The 20853-nt window shown below is 46.3% G+C and carries 15 protein-coding genes; 6 read left to right on the top strand and 9 right to left on the bottom strand.

What is annotated here, in order from left to right:
• Positions 1 to 71: 71 nt before the first annotated feature.
• Positions 72 to 665, top strand: a complete 594-nt coding sequence (nrdR, locus tag PN466_RS01360; RefSeq protein ID WP_271936320.1) for a transcriptional regulator NrdR — start codon at positions 72 to 74, stop codon at positions 663 to 665.
• 5 nt (positions 666 to 670) lie between these two features.
• Positions 671 to 2149, top strand: coding sequence for a hypothetical protein (locus PN466_RS01355; RefSeq protein ID WP_271936318.1), 1479 nt, complete (start codon positions 671 to 673; stop codon positions 2147 to 2149).
• A gap of 4 nt (positions 2150 to 2153) precedes the next feature.
• Here the strand turns inward: PN466_RS01355 and PN466_RS01350 are convergent, their stop codons facing one another.
• From PN466_RS01350 to PN466_RS01330, 5 genes are all read right to left on the bottom strand, one after another.
• Positions 2154 to 3170, bottom strand: a complete 1017-nt coding sequence (locus PN466_RS01350) for a DUF3179 domain-containing protein (RefSeq protein WP_271936317.1) — start codon at positions 3168 to 3170, stop codon at positions 2154 to 2156.
• Positions 3171 to 3273: 103 nt separating this feature from the next.
• Positions 3274 to 4566: a PQQ-dependent sugar dehydrogenase gene (locus tag PN466_RS01345; protein WP_271936316.1), complete on the bottom strand. Its 1293-nt coding sequence runs from the start codon at positions 4564 to 4566 to the stop codon at positions 3274 to 3276.
• A gap of 151 nt (positions 4567 to 4717) precedes the next feature.
• Positions 4718 to 5446 carry a sugar transferase gene (locus tag PN466_RS01340; protein WP_271936314.1) on the bottom strand — a complete coding sequence of 243 codons (729 nt, stop codon included), beginning with the start codon at positions 5444 to 5446 and terminating at the stop codon, positions 4718 to 4720.
• A 133-nt stretch (positions 5447 to 5579) separates the two neighbouring features.
• Positions 5580 to 6716, bottom strand: coding sequence for a glycosyltransferase (locus PN466_RS01335; protein ID WP_271936312.1), 1137 nt, complete (start codon positions 6714 to 6716; stop codon positions 5580 to 5582).
• 417 nt (positions 6717 to 7133) lie between these two features.
• Positions 7134 to 8036, bottom strand: coding sequence for a UbiA family prenyltransferase (locus tag PN466_RS01330; RefSeq protein ID WP_271936311.1), 903 nt, complete (start codon positions 8034 to 8036; stop codon positions 7134 to 7136).
• A gap of 162 nt (positions 8037 to 8198) precedes the next feature.
• Between PN466_RS01330 and PN466_RS01325 the strand changes: the two genes are divergently transcribed.
• The 3 genes from PN466_RS01325 to PN466_RS01315 all read left to right on the top strand — a co-directional run bounded on the left by PN466_RS01325 (position 8199) and on the right by PN466_RS01315 (position 12550).
• Positions 8199 to 8654, top strand: a complete 456-nt coding sequence (locus tag PN466_RS01325; protein WP_271936310.1) for an SRPBCC family protein — start codon at positions 8199 to 8201, stop codon at positions 8652 to 8654.
• Between the two features lie 158 nt (positions 8655 to 8812).
• Positions 8813 to 10846, top strand: coding sequence for an NAD(P)H-quinone oxidoreductase subunit 5 (locus tag PN466_RS01320; protein ID WP_271936309.1), 2034 nt, complete (start codon positions 8813 to 8815; stop codon positions 10844 to 10846).
• A 117-nt stretch (positions 10847 to 10963) separates the two neighbouring features.
• On the top strand, positions 10964 to 12550 hold the full coding sequence (locus tag PN466_RS01315) for an NAD(P)H-quinone oxidoreductase subunit 4 (RefSeq protein ID WP_271936307.1): 1587 nt from the start codon (positions 10964 to 10966) through the stop codon (positions 12548 to 12550).
• A 98-nt stretch (positions 12551 to 12648) separates the two neighbouring features.
• On the opposite strand, the gene PN466_RS01310 is transcribed toward PN466_RS01315, so the two are convergent.
• Positions 12649 to 15507 carry a CHAT domain-containing protein gene (locus PN466_RS01310; RefSeq protein ID WP_271936305.1) on the bottom strand — a complete coding sequence of 953 codons (2859 nt, stop codon included), beginning with the start codon at positions 15505 to 15507 and terminating at the stop codon, positions 12649 to 12651.
• 162 nt (positions 15508 to 15669) lie between these two features.
• Between PN466_RS01310 and PN466_RS01305 the strand changes: the two genes are divergently transcribed.
• Positions 15670 to 16662: a FecR family protein gene (locus PN466_RS01305; RefSeq protein WP_271936303.1), complete on the top strand. Its 993-nt coding sequence runs from the start codon at positions 15670 to 15672 to the stop codon at positions 16660 to 16662.
• On the opposite strand, the gene PN466_RS01300 is transcribed toward PN466_RS01305, so the two are convergent.
• Genes PN466_RS01300 through PN466_RS01290 form a run of 3 tightly spaced genes read right to left on the bottom strand, consistent with a single transcriptional unit; the run spans position 16659 to position 20709 of the window.
• Positions 16659 to 17897 (bottom strand): hybrid sensor histidine kinase/response regulator, encoded by a 1239-nt coding sequence (locus PN466_RS01300; protein ID WP_271936302.1) that lies wholly within the window; start codon positions 17895 to 17897, stop codon positions 16659 to 16661. The two genes, PN466_RS01305 and PN466_RS01300, sit on opposite strands and share 4 nt — an antisense overlap.
• A gap of 3 nt (positions 17898 to 17900) precedes the next feature.
• Positions 17901 to 20432: an MASE1 domain-containing protein gene (locus tag PN466_RS01295; protein WP_271936301.1), complete on the bottom strand. Its 2532-nt coding sequence runs from the start codon at positions 20430 to 20432 to the stop codon at positions 17901 to 17903.
• 40 nt (positions 20433 to 20472) lie between these two features.
• Positions 20473 to 20709, bottom strand: a complete 237-nt coding sequence (locus PN466_RS01290) for a hypothetical protein (RefSeq protein WP_271936300.1) — start codon at positions 20707 to 20709, stop codon at positions 20473 to 20475.
• Positions 20710 to 20853: the final 144 nt, after the last annotated feature.

Raw genomic sequence — 20853 nt, 5'->3', positions numbered from 1 at the left:
TCTCCCATGAGGGATTTAATCTCAATCTAGGAACAGTCCATCCCACCAAGAGGCTTAAGGATTCAATCATTATGAGATGTCCATTGTGCCAGCATACCGATAGTAGGGTTTTGGAATCACGTTCTGCCGAAGCCGGGCAGAGCGTGAGACGAAGGCGAGAATGTCTAAACTGTAAGGGACGCTTTACGACCTACGAACGGATTGAATGGGTTGCAATTACAGTCTTGAAACGGGGTGGACAACGGGAAGCGTTCGATCGCTCAAAACTGCTCAGGGGAGTCGTGCGATCGTGTGAAAAAACAGGACTTGATTTGGTGACTTTGGAGCAATTGGTTGACCGGATCGAAACAGATTTGCAACAAGGTGGTAAACGGGACGTTACCAGTAGCGAAATTGGCGAGCAGGTTTTACATCATTTACGCCCCCTGAGTGAGGTGGCTTACATTCGGTTTGCATCAGTTTATGGGAAGTTCCAAGGGATTCGGGATTTCATGGAGACCTTAAATCATCTCCAAGCTCATCCCATTGGAGGCGAAGATATCCCTTTATGCGATCGGGAAGATGAGGATCGATGCTCTCCCCCAGAGGCTAAGATCCCAACCGATACAGATCAATGGGTTTGTCCCCCATCAACAGTGGAAGCAATCGGGTTACGTCCGAGTTGATTGGAATGGGCGAATCTGACTACACTCCCCTAGAAGAGTTTAATGCGGAAACAATTAGTGAAACCTTAATTCGCTTGCCTTGGCCCTGGAATGGCGATCGCCCCAAAATATCTGCCTCTTGTCCAGAAACCTTGCAAAGAGCCATGGAGCAGTTAATGGTATTGATGACTGAACTGCGATCGCCGAAAGGCGGTTGGCCGGAAAATTTACCCTTCACCCCGGAAAACTTACTTCCCTATCTGACGGAAGAGGTCTATGAAGTTTTAGATCCCCTGAATAAGATCCAGGAAGATAATAGAGCGCCCTTCTCTCCCCAAGATTCTAACGGGTTAGTTGAAGATCTCAGTGTGCAATTACTGTGGACAATCGCGACCAGTTCCTATGGTCTCATGCAAGTGAGTGGCGGTGTGTATGCCCAAAAGTGGGAAGCTGAGGGTTCTCAAGAGCAGGGACTGTTGCGCGTGGTTCCTATTCTAGAGGTGCAAGCAGAATCCGTTCAATGGGCGATCGATTTAGCCACTTTTGCTCCTCCCCCTATTCCTCCTCAGGCAACAACCGAGTTCCAAATTCTCTCGCCGTCGATAACTGATCCCATTTCTGGCTCCGATCTGATTCAATACTGGGAAAAGGAATTACACACCCAAAGCCCCCATCTACAACCCTGGCTCGAACCCTGTTTAGTGAATATTCTCGAACCCGGTAAAGATTGGGTTTCGGGTACAGTGCAAGTTACTTTGGGTTTAGAGTGGATTGCAGAAGGGATGGAGTCAGATCCTAAAGATCGCGATCGCTCGATACTCATTCAATGGACCGATCCCCTATTAATCGACGCTTATCGTCAAAGTTTGCTCTCCAGAGCTTTATTCCCCGCGCTCGATCAACTGCAAACGCTAGACCTACTTGACGTTGAGAGTCCGTTAAAGGCGATCGCCATTACCAACCAAGTCTTAGCTCATCTGAACCTGTTGGGTGAACCCATCCTTCCTTCTCCTTTCCGCTTTCAACTCAAAGAAGGTCTACAGCTCCATCCTCAAATCTCCTTAACCGAATGGATGTCCTATCTGCTCTGGGAACTCACCAGCTTATCCTATGACTTCATGCAATTCCTCGGTCAAGTACCAGCCTACGTGCTACAACCGGAATGGGGATGGGATGCAGGAACCTTGCGGTTAGTCGCACTGTTGAATGTCAAATCGATTGACCAAGATCTGCAACTGGACTTAGCCACAGGAGAACCTTATACTCCGGGTCATTTTTGTTTAATGAACGATGCCATAATTGAATTGTCGTTTAGGGCAAATGAGCCTAAGTTAACGCTACAAACCGATCGATTTTTAGAGCAGATGAAAACCGAGATAGAAACAGCAAGACCTGCCCTAGGTTTGCTCTTTTCAGGCGCTGGAGTAAAAATTTCCGCATCCGGTCAACCCTGGAAATTGGGGTTGGTTCAGCTTACCCTAGTGACTGAATTTATTCCCGCATAAATGATCATTCAAAATAAGCCGGATAAACAAAAGCAAAAGCGGTGGTACTGGGAATTACTTGACCATCCATTTCTTCAAAGCGTGCAGTTTTCATCCGTTCATCCCAAACCAGGCGAATTTCTCGACCATTAAAAGTAACCATTTTTTCGCCAATTTGTTCGAGTTCCTGGTGAGCAATGTGTAAACTCTCCCCTGAAAAGCGATCGCGGGGAGTTTGGTCATCCGATTCCCAAATGTAGCTCACAATAGTTTTAGGAGGTAGGGATTGTCGATCCTGATTTCGGACGGGGAAGATAATATTATCGTCAGTATAGTAACTGCCATAGGGATAATTTTGGTAATCTCGAATATGTCCGGTATTCGTGGAAAGAATTTGACTCTCTGGATGTTCTCTCAACCATTCGGCTAACGTTGTTTTGACAGCCGGCAGGCGATCGAGATGTTGGTCAACCTTTGCCCCAATAATTCCCATTGCCCAAGGCTGAGAATATAAGGTATCGTCTGTGCGATCGTACATCACCAAACAGCTTTGATACAGTTTACCAGAAACTCCAAAGGTAGTTTGATGCCGTTCAAAAACAACCATCGTATCGCACAACGGACAGTAAGTAATGGTAATCGTCTTTCCTCCCACCGTATCATTCACAATTTCATGCCAGTTCATAATCCCAAATGGATAGGCTTTAGCTTCTCCATTAATCACCACACCAATAACGGTTTCTTCACCCTTAAATGGTGTGGTTTGGGAGGTATCGAACTGTGGATTATCAATACTGGGAATTCCGTCTTTGGGCGGTCCTCCGTTGAGCAGATCGCTTAACGTAATGCGGCTGGATTCTTCTAGTTTTGTTCCTTGTTTGCGAATGTCGTTCAGTTCTTGGTTTTGCTCGTTGAGGTGGCTGGTGAGATGAAAATAACGCAACTTAAAGTTATCCCACCCTCCAGCATGAACAACGAGAGAGCCACCAGCGATCGCGATTATACTCCCCGTAGCCAGTAAAATCTTAGTTATCCGATTCATAGCAACTTCTCAATAATTGGCTCAAGCTGCTTCTAGTTTCTCGTTTCTAGGTGAGAAAACCCTGAATACAACAGAACAAAAGCGATCGCTAATCGATTTGATATTAAGGGGTAATAGTTGATAGGATTGCTGGCTGCAAAAGCGAGCGGTCAACCGGCTCTAGGCGGATGAGCCGGCCGTTTGATGCGTCCGTCAGCACATATAACATCCCATCTGGGCCTTGTCGGACATCACGTACTCGTTGACCAATCGCGATCGACTCTTCGTTTAACACATTACCCGACTCGTCTAGCTCGATACGGCGAATATCTTGAGACACCAAACCCCCGGCAAACAGGTTACCTTGCCACTCAGGGAAGAGTGTTCCCCCATAAACCGCCAGCCCAGACGGAGCAATGGAGGGAGTCCAGATGACTTTAGGATCGACCATGCCTGGAAGGGAGGTTTCTGGAGAAATCAGCCCGCCCGAATATTCCCGACTGTGGGTTGCCACCGGCCAACCATAATTGTCACCCGCTTCCACCCAATTCACCTCATCTCCTCCACGAGCGCCATGCTCGGTCACCCAAACCCGATTGGCGATCGCATCGAACGCCAATCCTTGGATGTTACGATGCCCGTAGCTCCAAACTTCTGGTGCTGCATTCGGATTGTTGACAAAAGGGTTGTCAGGTGGGACAGAGCCATCATCATTGATGCGGATAATCTTGCCCAGATGACTGCCAAGGTTCTGGGCTTGTTGGCGGATAAATTGCCCCTCAAGTTCCACAGGAGGATTACCTCCATCGCCAATGGACGCTAACAGCGTACCGTCGGGCAACCATAATAGACGGGAACCGAAGTGTTGTCCTCTAGATTTGGTTTGGGATACTTCAAAAATGACCTGCCAATTGCTCAAGGAACTGCCATCAAAGGTGGCTCTAGCAATGCGAGTTCGGTTGGCTGAACTGGTTCCGTGAGCATAGGTGAAGTAAACCAGGCGGTTTTCTGCAAAGCCTGGATGCACTGCGATATCTAGCAAGCCGCCTTGGTTCTGTGCAAAAACTTCAGGGACTCCAGCAATCGGTGTTGGATCGAGGAGTCCATCTCGGACAATGCGCAGTTGCCCCGATCGCTCGGTAATCAGAATGGAACCATCTGGCAGCCAAGTCAGACCCCATGGATGCTCTAGATTGTCTACTACTGTTACGCTCTGAAAATCAGGGTTAGGGTTGGCAGATACGGTTTCAGCTTGTGACTGGGCAGGAGCGCTTCCCTCGATAGCGGACTCCTCAATTGGGATTGCAGTTGGAGGTTCAGATTGAACTTGCGTCGTACACCCAGTTACTCCTAAGAGGGCGATCGCCCATCCTGCGGCAACGAGAGTGTAGGCATTTATTTCAATGGCTTTTGGCATAATTTCCCCTCCGGCGGCTCCTGCTTTCTTCCTCTAGTTCCGTAATTTAATTCACCTAACTTATACCCATTTAATTACTCTAACTAATCGGGAGTCCAGGCAAAGCCCGAACCCCCTGGGTGTTATCCATTTGTTGTGAATCTAGCCTAGGTTAGTAAGCTCCATTTCCTTTGGGAAAAATGACCACTCCAATGGTCTTAATCACAATCCAGAGATCCATCCAAAAGTTCTTGAAATTCACATAATACAGGTCAATTTGAATTCTCCGAGGGTAGGGAATATCATTGCGTCCTGATACCTGCCACAGCCCTGTAATTCCCGGCTTGATGGTTAACACCTTGTCAATATGTTTACCATACTTGTGCAGTTCTTCGGGAACCAGGGGACGGGGGCCAACCACGCTCATATCTCCCTTCAATACATTCCAGAATTGGGGAAATTCATCCAAGCTTGTGACTCTGAGAAACTTACCAATCCAGGTTATACGCGGATCGTGTTTTAACTTAAAGTTCTGCTCAAACTCTTCGCGCATTTGGGGAGAAGCCGCCATCATCTCGGAGAGAACTCGATCCGCATTGGGAATCATCGTTCTAAATTTAATACATTTGAACAGTCTGTAGTCTTTCCCTACCCGTTCCTGGATGTAAAAAACCGAGCCTTGAGAACTCAGTATAATCAACAGGGTCAACACCATGTAAACCGGGGAAAACAGAATCAGAACAGCCAGCGAGAATAAAATATCGAAGGCTCGTTTGAAAAACGCTCCGTTGAGACTGATGGATAGACCTTGATGCCTAGCTCTGAATCGTTGGGGACGAAATCCGCGCTTGACATAGATCCGAGCAGTCTTGCCAGAGATGAATTGACTCTCAGCAGTCATCGTACTCCTCTATTTCACACCACACACACCTAATCATCATAAAGCCACTGACCCCGAATCAGAAGAATTTGATTCTAATTATTCTGAGGTGAGGGATCGAGGCCGGGCAAATGCTGCCCATCAGAACTGCCCATCAGAACTGTTGTAAGTCTTGATAAGCGCGTTTGAGTAGATCACTATAACGCTCTTCAAAGACTTTGGGGTGAAACTGGGTAGAATGGTGATGAATTTGTTCGGGGTTAAAGGGCGATCTCTCAAAAATCTCAACGGCTTCCATCAACGATTCTGGGGTTTGCTCAGGGAATAATAATCCGGTTGCGCCCTCTGGCTTAATCCGGCGATCGCGGACGGTTTCTAAAGCGCCTCCCTTGCCATAAGCAATAACCGGAGTCCCACAGGCTTGAGCTTCGACAATAGCCATGCCAAAATCTTCACAAGCAGCATAAACAAAGGCTTTCGCTTCACTCATATATTTATCCACTACCTCATTGGGTTGAAAACCGAGAAACTGAATATTAGGTTTGGCAATTTCCTCGAGTTCCTCCCGTTGAGGCCCGGTACCAATAACCACCAGATTCCGACCCAACTGGTTAAAAGCCTCCACCATCAACAGTACTTGTTTGTAGCTCACCAGACGGCAGACGGTGACATAAAAATCCTGTTTTTGAGCTTGAAATGGAAAGCGATCGACATCAATAGGAGGGTAAATCACTTCCGCTTTACGGCGATAGCACCGCCAAATTCGCCGTGCAGTGTACTTGGAATTCGCAATGAACTGATCTACCCGATTGGCAGAGATCACGTCCCATAGCCTCATTTTGTGGAGGATATAGCGACTCACCCAACCGGGTATACCCCGCCCCAGTTTACTCTGCTTCAAATAGTCAAAGGTTAAATCCCAGGCGTAGCGCATGGGGGTATGGCAATAGCAGACATGCAGTTGTCCCGGACGGGTGAGGACTCCTTTGGCAACTGCGTGAGAGGAAGAGAGGATAATGTCATACTCGCCTAAATCGAGTTGCTCGATCGCCAGAGGAAGCAGAGGCAAATAATTTTGTACCCCTCGACGCGCCAAGGGAAAGTGTTGTAAAAACGTGGTTCCAATTTGGCGCTGATAGAGATAACTTTCCGGGTTCGTGGATTCAAAATCAATCAGAGCATACAGATCCGCGTCAATATGTTTGAGAATTTCTTTAACAACAAGTTCAGACCCCCCTGTGGCTAAAGGGGTTAACCATTCATGGACAAGGGCATATTTGAGTTCGGGCATGTTGAAGGAAAGGGAACAGGCAATAGGCAACAGGCAATGGACAGTGCTAACCAGCTAAAGTAGTTCAGGTTGGTAAGGTCTCAAGTCCCATATAGCATAATAGGGAAAGCTGGGTTTGGTGTACGTGAAGGTCATAGATTGGCAATCAGAAATAGTCAGGGTGAATTTGGGTTTAGTGTACACAAGCAGACTTAGCTTGACTGGGGAGGAAAGTTAGTAGAGTATGATGAGGATATTTTTCGCCCCCAACAGTTTATTGGATATTTGGGCATATATACAAAGAAGAAATATTGGTGATCACCAGGCTCTAAGGTTGAGTTGAAATAATACTCTTAATTGAAGTCCTGTGGTAATTCTTGAAAATGTATCTAAAACTCAATACTTCTGGAATATATAGGGCTTCGCCTTTGTAAAAAGTTAAGGTGAAATCAGTAAGGGAATAATGCCTAAACCGAGATAAACCAACAGCGTCCAGAGGGCAGAAAGGTATTCAAAGCGTTTACCCGAACCGGAAACTGGAGAGCGTAAAAACCAATGGGCAAGTGTTCCGGAAATCCCCAACATTAGCCCAGTTACGATCGCCAGGGGTAAGCCAAACCCAACTAAGTTCGCGGCGATCGCACTCAGAACTGCCATAATCGTACAAACGGCTAACCAGACGAAAACCGCCCATTTGCGTCCCCACAAGTAACTGTAGGTGTCTACCCCCGCTTCCTCATCCTTCGGCGATCGAATTTTGCGCCCAATTTCAATCACCACACCGTTGAAAAAACTAACCGCCAAAAACCATCCTAAACCGCTAGGCATCACCCCGGTTGTTACCTGCCAATCACACGCAGTTGCCAAGCCATAAATTAAGGGCATAATCATCATGTGGCTAATTAAATAAATGATGGGATGAGCCTTAAGCCAATCACGGATAAAAAATTCTTGACTCATCAACCCCAAATATAGCCAAACTCCAATCAGGAATAATCCTAGGGTTAATCCCCCCAAATAGAGTGCCAAAACCCCTTGTATAAGGGCCGTCAAAGCGCCCAAACTCCCCAATTCGCGCAAACTAACCAAACCCCTGGGAACCGGGCGATAGGGGCGAAATCGGCAGTCTTCTTCATAGTCCTTAAACTCATCAGCAATTCGCAACTGCAAAAAGAACAAAAAAGCGATCGCAAAAGCCACTCCACTAGAATCCCAACTGGGAACCCCTTCCCGCAGCAGCGCCGAATAACTGACTGCCGAAAAACTAAACACCCCAATTAACAGTCCATTGGCTGCGATCGGAAACCGTTCTTTCTGATACGTCCACCATCGATTAAGCATAGTTTGCAATTAAAATCTTGAAATACTCTTGCTCTAGCCCTCTCCCGTGGGAGAAAGATGTTTCTCCCGTTGGCTACGCTCTTAAGATTGTATATTGTACCTGGTGGGCAAGACTTGAGTGCTAAAATCAACCCCCAGCGATCGCTATTCTGAACCCTTAACATGTCATTACGCCAAGTTTTCGAGCAATCGATTGAGATTAAAGCCAATGTAACAACGGTAGAGCGCTGTTTTACCGAATTAGACTTGATGCACCAATGGCTCAATCCCCTGCTAAAGTGTCAACCGGTGGGCATGTGGAGTACAGAAATGGGCAGTCAATCCCGGTTTATGATTAAAATTCCCCTCATCCAACCGACGCTCCAGAGTACCGTGATTGAGCGTGAACCCGGCTTAGTGGTGTGGCAATTTGAAGGATTTTTTCAAGGATGCGATCGCTGGGAATGCCAACCCACAGACTCCGGAACCCATCTGATTAACCGCTTCGAGTTTGAAATTCCCAATCCTCTTATCCAATTCGGCTTTAAAACCTTCGCTGCTACTTGGACACAAGAAGACATGAAAGCTCAACTGCGCCGCCTCCAGCAAGTAGCCGAGAGAATCAAAAATAGGGAATAGGGAAGGCAATAGGCAATAGGCAATAGGGAACAAGCTATCTCCCCATCCCCATCCCCATTCTTAAAATAATCTTTAGTTCCAACCCGGCAAGGGGTATGCCACAATAATGAACGGTTTTCAACCAGAAAATAGGACATTTTCAGATAGGCTGATTTTCAATGGAATACCTCTATGAATATGCCTGGTTAATCCCCGTGCTGCCCCTATTGGGGGCGATGCTGGTTGGCCTGGGTTTAATATCTTTCAACAAAGCAACGAATGGTTTACGGCAAATCAATGCTGTGGTAATTGTGTCCCTGTTAGGGGCTGCCATGGTGTATTCCTTTGCCCTATTGTATAGTCAAATTCAAGGTCATGAAGTCTATACCTACACCTTAGACTGGGCATCGGCTGGAGATTTTCATCTCACCATGGGCTATGTGATCGATCCCCTAACTTCAGTCATGTTGACGATCGTTACTACAGTAGCTTTCTTGGTAATGATCTACACCGATGGCTATATGTCTCATGATCCAGGATATGTGCGCTTCTATTCCTATCTGAGCCTGTTTAGCTCATCCATGTTGGGTTTAGTCGTGAGTCCCAACCTGCTGCAAGTTTATGTGTTTTGGGAATTGGTAGGGATGTGTTCCTACCTGCTGATTGGGTTTTGGTACGATCGCCCCGCCGCCGCCGAAGCCTGTCAAAAAGCTTTTGTCGTCAACCGTGTCGGTGACTTTGGCCTCCTACTGGGTATCCTCGGCCTCTATTGGGCTACCGGGAGCTTCGAGTTTGAAGCTATGGGTGAGAACCTGGCTGATTTAGTCTCAGATGGCGTGATTTCCAGCGCTCTAGCCGGTTTATTCGCTATTTTGGTCTTTTTAGGCCCCGTAGCCAAATCAGCCCAGTTCCCGCTCCACGTGTGGCTTCCTGACGCGATGGAAGGCCCCACCCCTATTTCTGCCCTCATCCATGCTGCCACCATGGTAGCGGCTGGAGTCTTCTTAGTCGCTCGCATGTATCCCGTCTTCGAGCATACTCCCGTCGCCATGGATGTGATTGCCTGGACGGGAGCTTTTACCGCTTTCTTGGGCGCGACTATTGCCATTACCCAGAATGATATTAAGAAAGGATTAGCCTATTCCACGGTTTCCCAACTGGGCTACATGATTATGGCTATGGGCATTGGAGCCTACAGCGCGGGTTTATTCCATCTCATGACCCATGCTTACTTTAAGGCCATGCTCTTCCTGGGATCAGGTTCCGTGATTCATGGCATGGAAGGCGTAGTTGGCCATGACCCCGTTTTAGCCCAAGATATGCGGTTAATGGGTGGCTTGCGTAAATATATGCCCATTACCTCAACCACCTTTTTAATTGGAACTCTGGCCATTTGTGGAATTCCTCCCTTTGCTGGATTCTGGTCAAAAGACGAAATTCTCGGTAATGCGTTTGCTGCTAATCCTGCATTATGGGCCATTGGTTGGGGAACGGCTGGAATTACCGCATTCTATATGTTCCGCATGTATTTCTCCACGTTTGAAGGAGAATTTAAGGGGAATGATGAAACCATTCGCCAACTGGTTCGTGAATCTGCGGGTGTAGCTGGTGATGCAGGTCACGATCGCCATGACGATCATGGACACGATCATCATCATGCAAGTAGTCCCCATGAGTCTCCTCTCTCCATGACCTTTGCCTTAATGACGCTGGCTATTCCCTCGGTCTTGATTGGTTTAGTGGGTACTCCCTTTGCCAACTATTTTGAAGCCTTTATCCATGCTCCCGGTGAAACTTTCGACATTGCCGAAGCCGCAGCCGAGTTTGAATGGTCAGAATTTTTGCCCATGGCAGGAAGCTCTGTCGGCGTAGGTTTAATCGGCATTACCCTCGCGTCATTGATGTATCTGAGTCGTCAAATCGATCCAGGGGCGATCGCCAAATCCATCCAACCGTTGTATCAATTATCTCTAAACAAATGGTATTTTGACGAGATCTACGATTCGGTCTTTGTGATGGGAATGCGCCGGGTTGCCAGACAGGTAATGGAAGTTGATTTCCGAGTCGTCGATGGTGCGGTGAACTTAACTGGGTTTGTTACCCTAATTACCGGTGAAGGTCTCAAATATCTAGAAAATGGTCGCGCCCAATTCTATGCTCTCATTGTCTTTGGCGCAGTTTTGGGATTAGTCATTTTCTCTGGAATTAGTTAATGAGGAATGGGTAATAGGTAATGGGTAATCGGTTAAAACTCAACGTTCTCGCCTATCCCCCCATCCCCCTATCCCCCCATTTCCCCATTCCCCCATCCCCCTATCTACTAAGCACTTATGACTGATTTACCTTGGTTAACCATCATTATTCTGTTTCCCATTTTGGCTTCTCTACTGCTGCCAATTATCCCAGACGAGGATGGGAAAACAGTACGCTGGTACTCTCTGATTGTTGGACTGATTGACTTTGCATTCATTATATATGCCTTCTGTACAGGCTATGACTTAAATGAGCCAGGCTTACAGTTAGTGGAAAAATATGCCTGGGTTCCTCAAATTGACCTCAATTGGTCGGTGGGTGCAGATGGTCTATCCATGCCCCTGATTATCCTCACCGGCTTTATCACTACCTTAGCCATGTTAGCGGCTTGGCCGGTGTCCATGAAGCCCAAACTCTTCTATTTCCTGATGTTGTCCATGTACGGTGGACAAATTGCCGTATTCGCGGTTCAGGATATGTTGCTCTTTTTCCTAGTGTGGGAATTAGAGTTAATCCCGGTTTACCTACTGCTCTCCATTTGGGGCGGTAAAAAACGGCTCTATGCAGCCACCAAGTTTATTCTCTATACCGCAGGGGGTTCCCTGTTTATTCTGCTGGTGGCCTTGGCGATGGCGTTTTATGGGGATACCGTTACGTTTGATATGCAGGCGATCGCCGCTAAGGACTATGCCCTAAACTTAGAATTGTTCCTCTATGCTGGCCTCTTCATTGCCTACGCTGTCAAACTTCCGGTTTTCCCCCTCCATACCTGGCTACCGGATGCTCACGGTGAGGCCACAGCTCCCGTACATATGTTACTGGCTGGTATCCTCTTGAAAATGGGAGGCTACGCCCTCATTCGCATGAATGCCGGCATGTTACCCGATGCTCACGCCGTCTTTGCTCCCATTTTGGTCATTCTAGGAGTCGTCAATATCGTTTATGCTGCCCTCACCTCCTTTGCCCAACGCAACCTGAAGCGCAAAATTGCCTACTCTTCCATCTCCCACATGGGGTTTGTTCTCATTGGCTTAGGTTCGTTTACCAACCTAGGACTGAGCGGCGCAATGCTCCAAATGATCTCCCACGGCTTAATTGGAGCCAGTCTCTTCTTTCTTGTAGGGGCAACCTATGACCGCACCCATACCCTCATGTTGGATGAAATGGGCGGAGTCGGTCAAAAGATGCGGAAGATGTTCGCCATGTGGACAGCTTGCTCCATGGCTTCTTTAGCCCTTCCCGGTATGAGTGGCTTTGTGGCTGAGTTAACCATCTTTATCGGCTTTAGTACCAGTGATGCCTACAGTTCCACGTTTAAGGTTCTCGTCGTTTTCCTCGCTGCTGTCGGTGTAATTTTGACTCCGATTTATCTGTTGTCCATGCTGCGGGAAATCTGCTATGGCCCTGAAAACAAGGAATTAGTTGAGCATGAGGTATTAGTCGATTCGGAGCCTCGCGAGGTATTTATCATTGCCTGCTTGCTGGTTCCCATTATCGGGATCGGACTCTATCCGAAAATTGTCACCCAGATTTACGATCCAACGACGGTAGAATATACAGCCAGATTACGCAATGCTGTTCCCACCTTAGTGGAATCTTCATCTGTGGCATTTGAAGGGGTTCCTGGTCACCTAGCTCAAGGGATGACAGCTCCTCAGATTTAAAAACTGAATTACCCAAACGATTCAATGTAGGGGCGTTTAGGTGAAACGCCCCTACAGGTTTTGTATCCCCCCTTGAGCAGGATTTCCGATCACTTTCATCAATGATTCCATTCTCCCTGCAATGTAAATGCTGCCCAATAATAGGGTTGCCACCATTGGGAGGTTTCCCACATTTTTAATTGGGCTTCGCGCAATGCCTGGCTAGCAGATTTGCCTTCTGCTAATAAGGTTTGGTAAAAATCAATCATTAATTTGGCAGTAGCTTGATCATCTACACTCCACAAACTGACGACTAAACGGGGCGCTCCTGCATACATAAACCCGCGTGTTAAGCCAATTAAACCTTCTCCTTGAATATTTTGTCCTAAACCCGTTTCGCAAGCACTTAAAACCACCAACTCACTGGGCAGGTTTAAGTTGAAAATTTCATGGAGTCTTAAGAAACCATTTAAGGGTTCGCCATCAGCATTGACTAAGGAAAAAACTAGTCCAGATAAGGCAGGATTCGTGCTATTCATTAAGCCGTGGGTGGCAAAATGGATAATCTGATATTGGGAGAGTTCGTCACTGGTCGCTAATGTTCGACTGGCACTAAATCCAAAGCCTTCAAGACGCTCTGGAGCAGGAACAAGGGCTAAAATACTTTCGGCTTCCTGGTGAGTGTAAGGTAATCGGTCAAATAAAACACCGGATTCCCTCGCCGATCGCTCCAAATCTGGCGGTAGGGGTTGTGCTTTGCTGGTTCCTCTAGTACTCACTCGTCCATCATTTTGTCCAAACACGGGATCGGCAAGCACAGCTAGAGTTTTGGGGGCAGGTTTGCGTCCTTGGGTTTCCCGTCGCAAAATCGCTACTGTAGACGCAGAGGGCAGATTAACCAGTTCATGATTGGCAATTAGGGGCTTATATTCCTGTAAACCCGGAACCGCAAGAGCAGCAAAAGGCATATATTGTAAGGCTCCATGGCTGGCGATCGCCAATCGCTTATTCCCCAACTCCTCGGCTACTGGCCCTAAAATCTGCTCAGTGAGCTGGATAGCAGTCGTTTCCATCACATTACGGCGTATCCTTTGGGTGGGAATGGTGAGCGCATCTCGAAATTTACGGGCACTCTGTTCTATCGTTTCTCGCCCAGGCAATTCATAGCTCTTAATCTCCGTAGAACTGACGAGCCATAAGGTGCTGCGCTCCTTCCCCAAAAAGTATTCTAAGAGCAAGGTATCCTCGTCTAGAACCTGGGTTTGGATCTCCTCTAGGGTGAGGGGTTCGGGTTGGGTGAGGGCGGCGTAGCGGGGACTAGAGACGCGAATCAGGGCTTGTACGGCTCGGTATTGATCGAGAAGAGTTTTAATTTTTTCTTCAATCACCTGGGCTTCCCGTTCAGTATGGGAGCGGCTGAGGATCTGAATTCGGCGCTCTTCTTGAAGACTCAGTTGTTTTTGCAGGCTTTTTTTCTGCTCGAGGAGAGTGGGATTAACGCCCGCACTCACATCTCCTTGAGCTTCTGCGAGGATATCTAACAATGACCTGGCTCTAGATTGTTCGCTCACTTGCAAGGCTTGGGCATCATAGCCGTGTTGGGGCGATTTCTGGTGCAGTTGCATCAGTAAATCGATGTAAAATTCGTAATAGTCCTGTTTGGAGGCAAAAAAGCTGGTGCGTAACTCTTGACTGGCAACGTTAATCCGCATATCTTCGATAATGGCGATCGCCGGTTTCAGGGTTTCGAGTGCTTCTTCTAACTCCCCTTGTTCCTGTTGCACTTGGGCGATACGATACAAACTCAGAGCTTCTTTGGGGCGATCGCCAATTTCTTGCCGAAGGCTTAACGCCTGTTGATAATGCTCTAGTGCCTTTTCCGGTTTGCCTTGGTTCGCATAGACATAACCCAGATTATTTAAGGTACTCGCCTTTCCTTTGCGATCGCCCACTTGCTCCCACAACGGTAGCGCTTGTTCATAATAACCCAGAGATTTCTCCCACTGACCTCGATCTGCCCACACATAGCCCATATTATTGAGGGTACTCGCTTGACCGGGGCGATCGCCGACTTGCTCCCACAACGGTAGTGCCCGTTCATAATAGGTCAGTGCTTGTTGGGGTAACTTGACCGCATCATAATACAAGCCAATATTATTCAACGTCCGTGCCATCCCCAACCGATCCTCAAGAGTGCGATAGGTTAGCAATGCCTGTTCATAAGCGTGCAAAGACGGGTCATAATCCCCCAAATGATCGTAAATAATACCGATATTATTCAAGGTTGCCGCTTCCCCATAGCCATCTTCCACGTCGCGCCAGAGGGGTAGAGCGCGGTTATAGTAATCTAGGGCTTGCTGATATTGACCGAGGAGATCGTACACCACACCTATATTATTAAATGTATAGGCTTCTCCCCCCCGGTCTTCAACCTGTTGATAGTGCTGTAGAGCCAGACTATAGGCGTTGAGCGCTGCATCCATATCCGCCTGGATTTGATAAATTAAACCCATTTGGTTCAAACTATCAGCCATCCCCACCGGATCGGTACTTTGTTCATAAAACGCTAATGCCTGTTGCACATACTCTAAAGAAGGCTCTAATTGTCCTAAATTTTTATAAACAATCCCTAAAAGTAAACCACTTAACGCTGATTGTTGCACTTGGCCCTGTTCTTGATACAATTGGTAGGCGTTTTTTAAAAGGGGAATTGCTTGCTCAAACCCTACTACTGTACCTTGGTGATACCATTCCAGAGCCTGTTCAAAAATGGAGTCTGGGGAATCGGCCTTAACCGTTTTGGCTGTCGGTAACCCAGATAACACGGTAATCCGATCGGAGTAGGGTGAATTGTAGCTAGACTCGACAGGAAACGAGGGTTTCCCGATTCCTCCCTCAAGGGTGCATACAAGCAGACCTGTTAAGGGTCGGCAATAATTAATTCGCAATAAGCGAAAAACGCGCGATCGCCAATTCATATTTCAGTTCTTGCCATCTGATGCTGAAAAACAATCCTGATTTGGATCGGGAAGGCTGAACAAACAAACAAATTTTGCTTGAAAGCACCCCATTAAAAAATGAAGCTGTTTGACTCCTACATTCCTCAGATGTTTCCTACTCTGCTTAGAGTGGGAGTATTCTTGACGGTTCTGAGTTCCGGGTTGTGGACCCAACACAGCTCGGCCAGTTCCGCAGAACCCACCGATCGAACTTCGGTGACGTTGCGCCCTGAATCTACTGTAGAGTATAACCACAATTTATCTACAAGAGAAGAAGCTTTAAATTCCCCCATCAGTTCTCCCGTGGCGCAAGCCCCTACAATGCGATCGGTGACGATTGAAGAAATTAAGGGAACCGTTTGGTTTAACGATCGGCCAGCTCGTATTGGGGATCAATTACTCACTTCAGAAGATCAGATCGTTACTGGAAAAAATTCCACGGCTAGACTACGCATTGATAGCCAAGTTGGGGTGGTTGAATTAGCTCCACAAACCACGTTTCAAGTCGAGACCCTCGAAGGAGGAAATCCCCCGATTACAGGATTTTATATTCCTCTAGGACGAGCGCGGTTTTCCATTGCCGCATGGGTCAGTAATCCGGATCGTTTATTAGGACAAAATTTGGAGCAAATTACTGGATTAAAAAGTCTCGATATTCCTTTGAATATTGCCCAATCAACGGCAACGGAAAATGCACCCGTGCGGGTGAGGACTCCGGCTGGGGTTGCCGGAGTGCGAGGCACCTCTTTTGGAGTCAATGTCGGCCCAGATGGAAAAACAGGCATTTCTACGATTGACGGTATCGTCGGAGTCTTCAGTCAAGGTCAAGAAGTCTTGGTCAATCCTGGATTTTATGCGGTGATTAATCCAGGTGAACCCCCAACTGTAGAAGAAATCACTCCAGCCCTCTCAACGTTAAGGATTCGGAGTATCTCACCGGCTGGAAATGGAGCTGTGATTGTGGCCCAAGCTGATCCGATGGATCTGGTGTATGTCAATAACCGGGCAGTACCGACGGATGCTGAAGGCAAGTTTAGGATTCGGGTTCATTCTGGCGATCGCGTCCGGATTGTTCTGCGCGGTCCCTCTGTGCGCGAACGGCGCTATCTCTTGAATGTGGATATCAGAGATTAAACTTGCTCGGGATAGGGGATAAGGAGAGTAAACTCTGTGCCTTTCCCCAGTTCTGAGTGATAAGCGATCGTACCGTGATGTTTTTCTTCAATAATTTGACGGGCGATCGCTAATCCTAAACCCGTTCCTTTACCCATCTTTTTCGTCGTAAAAAATTGCTCAAACATCCGTTGCTGTACTGCCTCTGAAATCCCCCCCCCATTATCGGCAATCTGAATCTGGGCATACCGTCTATTTTCTTGCTCTTTAAGACGGGTTGTAATCTTCAATTGGGGTCTTGTATTCTTCTTTTCTTCCTCCTGTGGCTCGACGGAGCATTTAGTATCAATGGCATCAATTCCATTAATTAAGAGATTCATCAGCACTTGATTGAGTTGAGCCGGATAACAGCGAATCAGAGGTAAATCAGCATAATTTTTTACCACTGTAATCGCCGGTCTATACGGTTTTTCTTGTAATCGATGTTCAATGAGATTAAAAATACTTTCGACCCCTTCATGCAAGTTAGCAAGCTTGTATTCCGATTGATCTAGCCTCGAAAATATCCGCAAGGAAATCACCAGACCTTTGATTCGTTCTGCCCCTATTTTCATCGAATCTAATAACTGAAAATAGTCTTTTTTCAGGAAGGGTAAATCAATTTGAGACTCCCACTCCTTAATTTCAGGATGGGGATCGGGATAGTGTCTTTCATACAACTCTAAAAGATGCATGATTTCTTGATGATATTCAGTCGCGTAGTCCAGGTTTCCGTAGACAAAGTTAACCGGATTATTAATTTCATGGGCAATACCCGCAACTAATTGCCCCAAGGTAGATTGACCAAATTCTTGAATTAATTTCAGTTGGGCTGCTTTGAGATCGAGATGTACTTGAATTCGGGCTAAAACTTCGTCATGATCGAAGGGTTTGGTAATATAATCAATAGCTCCAAGTTTCAAGCCTTTCACCTTATTAACGGTTTCCGAAAGGGCAGTCATGAAAATCACAGGAATACTTCGAGTCTGCTCATTAGCTTTAAGGCGACGACAGGTTTCAAACCCATCGATTCCTGGCATTAGGACATCTAATAAGATTAGATCGGGTTGAGTAAGCTGGGCTTTCCTGAGAGCATTTTCTCCATTTTTAGCAATGGTTACCTTATAACTACAGTCTTGTAAAACATCAAATAAAACTTTCAGATTAGTCGGATTATCATCAACGACTAAGATTGAGGAAGATGGCAAGTTTGTCATTATTTAAACGTCCGATTGATAAGAGTCTAGAATTTTTAAAATCTTTTCGTCATCAAAATCTTTAGCCAACTGTAAAATATAGTCGGCAAAAGCCTGATATTCAGGGGATAGCGTTTTAATCCGCATTGCTTCTGCTTCAATCCCAGCAATATACCCTTCGAGACTTGCATTATGCAGGCTAACGAGTTCATGATAGGGTGGTACACTCCAATTATCTCCATTATCCTCAGGAGTATTTACGGGGTCTTGCTGGTCATATTTCCATTCAATAGTTAAGTATTGCTGTAATTGCTCGAACAATTCTTCGGGCTGTACGGGTTTAGGTAAAAAGTTATCACATCCAGCAGCTTGACTTTGTTGGCGATCAAAGTTAAATACACTGGCAGAAGAGGCAATAATGGGAATTTGATTTAAGGTTGCGGAGGCTCGGAATTGTTTGGTCATTTCAAAGCCATCCACAATCGGCATGGCTAGATCGGTAATGATTAAATTGGGTGGAGATTCTAGAGCTTTTTCCCAGCCTTGTTGACCATTTTCAGCTTCAACGATCGCAAAACCAAGGGGTTTCAACCAATCGAGCAAGACTAGACGATTTTCTGGGCGATCGTCCACAATGAGCAACTTTAGCGGGAGAGAACTCGCTTCTCCAGAGCGTAGAGAATACCCAGAAGGAAAAATTTGGGAGTGGGTTTCCCCCAAAATTTTCAACTCATGGGCTTCCAGGAGTTCTAAATCCAACCAGAAGCGACTGCCTTTTCCGGGAGTACTTTCGACTTGAATCGTTCCTCCCATCATCTCTACCAGTTGGCGGGTAATGGCTAATCCCAATCCGGTTCCTTCATCTTGACGGGTGCGATCGCCTACTTGCTCAAAAGCCAGAAATATTTTTTCCAGTTGTTCGGGGTTCATCCCTACTCCCGTATCTTCTATCTCAAACCGAATTCGATGCATCGGTTGGGAAGTTCCCAAATCGCTTCTGGATATCCTCGTGACGGTAAATGTGACTTGTCCGGAATCGGTAAATTTAACTGCATTGCCCAGGAGATTAATCAGCACTTGACGCAAGCGTTTGTCATCGGCATGAATGGCTAGAGGTAAGAAGGAAGAAGGGTAATAGAGAAATCCTATTTCTTTTTGTTCAGCTCTAATGCGACAAATGTCTACCACACTTTGCAGGAATTGCTGAAAATTAAAATCAATAGGATAGAGTTCTAGCTTTTGAGCTTCGATTTTAGATAGGTCTAAGATATCGTTAATTAGGGTTAATAGATGGGAACCACATTGGTAAATGACGGTTAGTCCGTCTTTTTGTTTGGGGGCAGTTTCGCGATCGCGTTGCAGAATCTGGGCATATCCAAGAATCCCATTCAGGGGAGAGCGCAATTCATGACTCATGTTGGCAATAAACGTGCTTTTGGCTTGGTTTGCTACTTCTGCTTTTTCCTTGGCTACTTCTAGCTCGGCGGTACGTTCTTTGACCCGATCTTCTAGGGCTTCATTCGTTTGAGCGAGGCGATCGAGGGCTAAGTGGAGTTGATCTTCGGCTTGGGTGCGTTCGGCGATCGCTGCCATTAAGACTAATAACGTAAAGACAATGACAGTAATAAACGATTGTAATAAAATCAGGGATTCATTTGCATTTGCTCGTGCAAATACACCTAACCCTTGTGCTGTTCCCATGACTGCATTTGCAGAAACCAGAACGATTAAAAACGTGGTTGCCAGTTGTCCAAAGCGAAACACACACCATACCAGCAACGGAATCAGCACATATTCAATGGGATACCCTCCCCAAAAGCTGATGTGACTTACCCAGGCGATCGACAAAAACAAAATAAATCCTTCCAGAATCACTCTAGAATTCGCCCGCTCTAAAAGTTGACAGATTTCTCTCTTAAACCGATCAATATTGCGAATCTGTACCCATTTTTTTATGGTCTGTTGGTTAAGCTCAATCGAATGGGCTAAACATAAGAATAATGGAGTGACAACAAATACACCCGCAACTTCGGTCATCCACCAGGAAAAAAAGACTTCTCGATAAATCTCACCCGGGACTTTTTGTTGCCAATAAAGAGAAGTTACCCCTAGGGTTGTACTCACTAGCGATGACAACATACCTGCTAATGTCAAAAATTTTAAAACATCTCCGATTCGATAGAAGGGATGGCGATTTCTCAGGGTCTTCCGCAATAATGAAACACCTACCCAAGGATTTAAGGCAACCCCAGACCAGAGAATACAGTATAAGGAAATTTCTCTAAATGTCAGGGTGTCTACATGAGACATCCAAGATGCGATATCAGTCAAGGATGTCCCTAAAAAGACTCCGAGAACCATCCAATTGCCGAGGATATAAACTGCCGCCGTGGCCACACCCGCTGAGGGCCAAATCAAGGTAAAATCATCAGAGACTGCGGCTGTCTGTTGAGCGATTAAAACAAAAATGCAATAAGTTAGAGCAACTAGGATAATACCTATAACGGTATGAATTTTTTGGGACTTTTTACGGATTTTACGTATACGATCATACATTATTATGGAATGAATTAGATCGGGTAGTTTTAATTTTTAATTAAACCATAAGTTTTAAGTGTTCTGCGGTGATTTTCAATTTCTCAGTGCCAGATTTGAGTTGACTGATGCCATTCGTGCTAATTTGAGCAGCCGTATTGAGTGCATGAATCGCTTCTAAGACTTGGGCGATCGCCTGATGCTGTTGCTGAGTGGTTAATGACGTTTCTTGGTTATTGACAAAGACTTCCTGAATTGAATCGGTAACCCCTAAAAATGACTCGGCTGTGTTTTTCAAGGTTTTATATCAAGTCCGTTGAATAAGTTGTGATATAGCAGTGAGTTCACTCCACCCGTAAAAATCGGTTAACCCTCCAATTAATTCTGGCTGTTTCAATAAGGTTTGGCAGCGCTGGTACAACACTTCTTCTAGCTGATCGAG

Origin of the sequence: Roseofilum reptotaenium CS-1145 (assembly GCF_028330985.1) — a bacterium.
GTDB classification, from domain to species: Bacteria; Cyanobacteriota; Cyanobacteriia; order Cyanobacteriales; family Desertifilaceae; genus Roseofilum; species Roseofilum reptotaenium.
The sequence above is the reverse complement of the archived record's forward strand: the minus strand, read 5'-3'. Positions and strand labels throughout refer to the sequence as shown.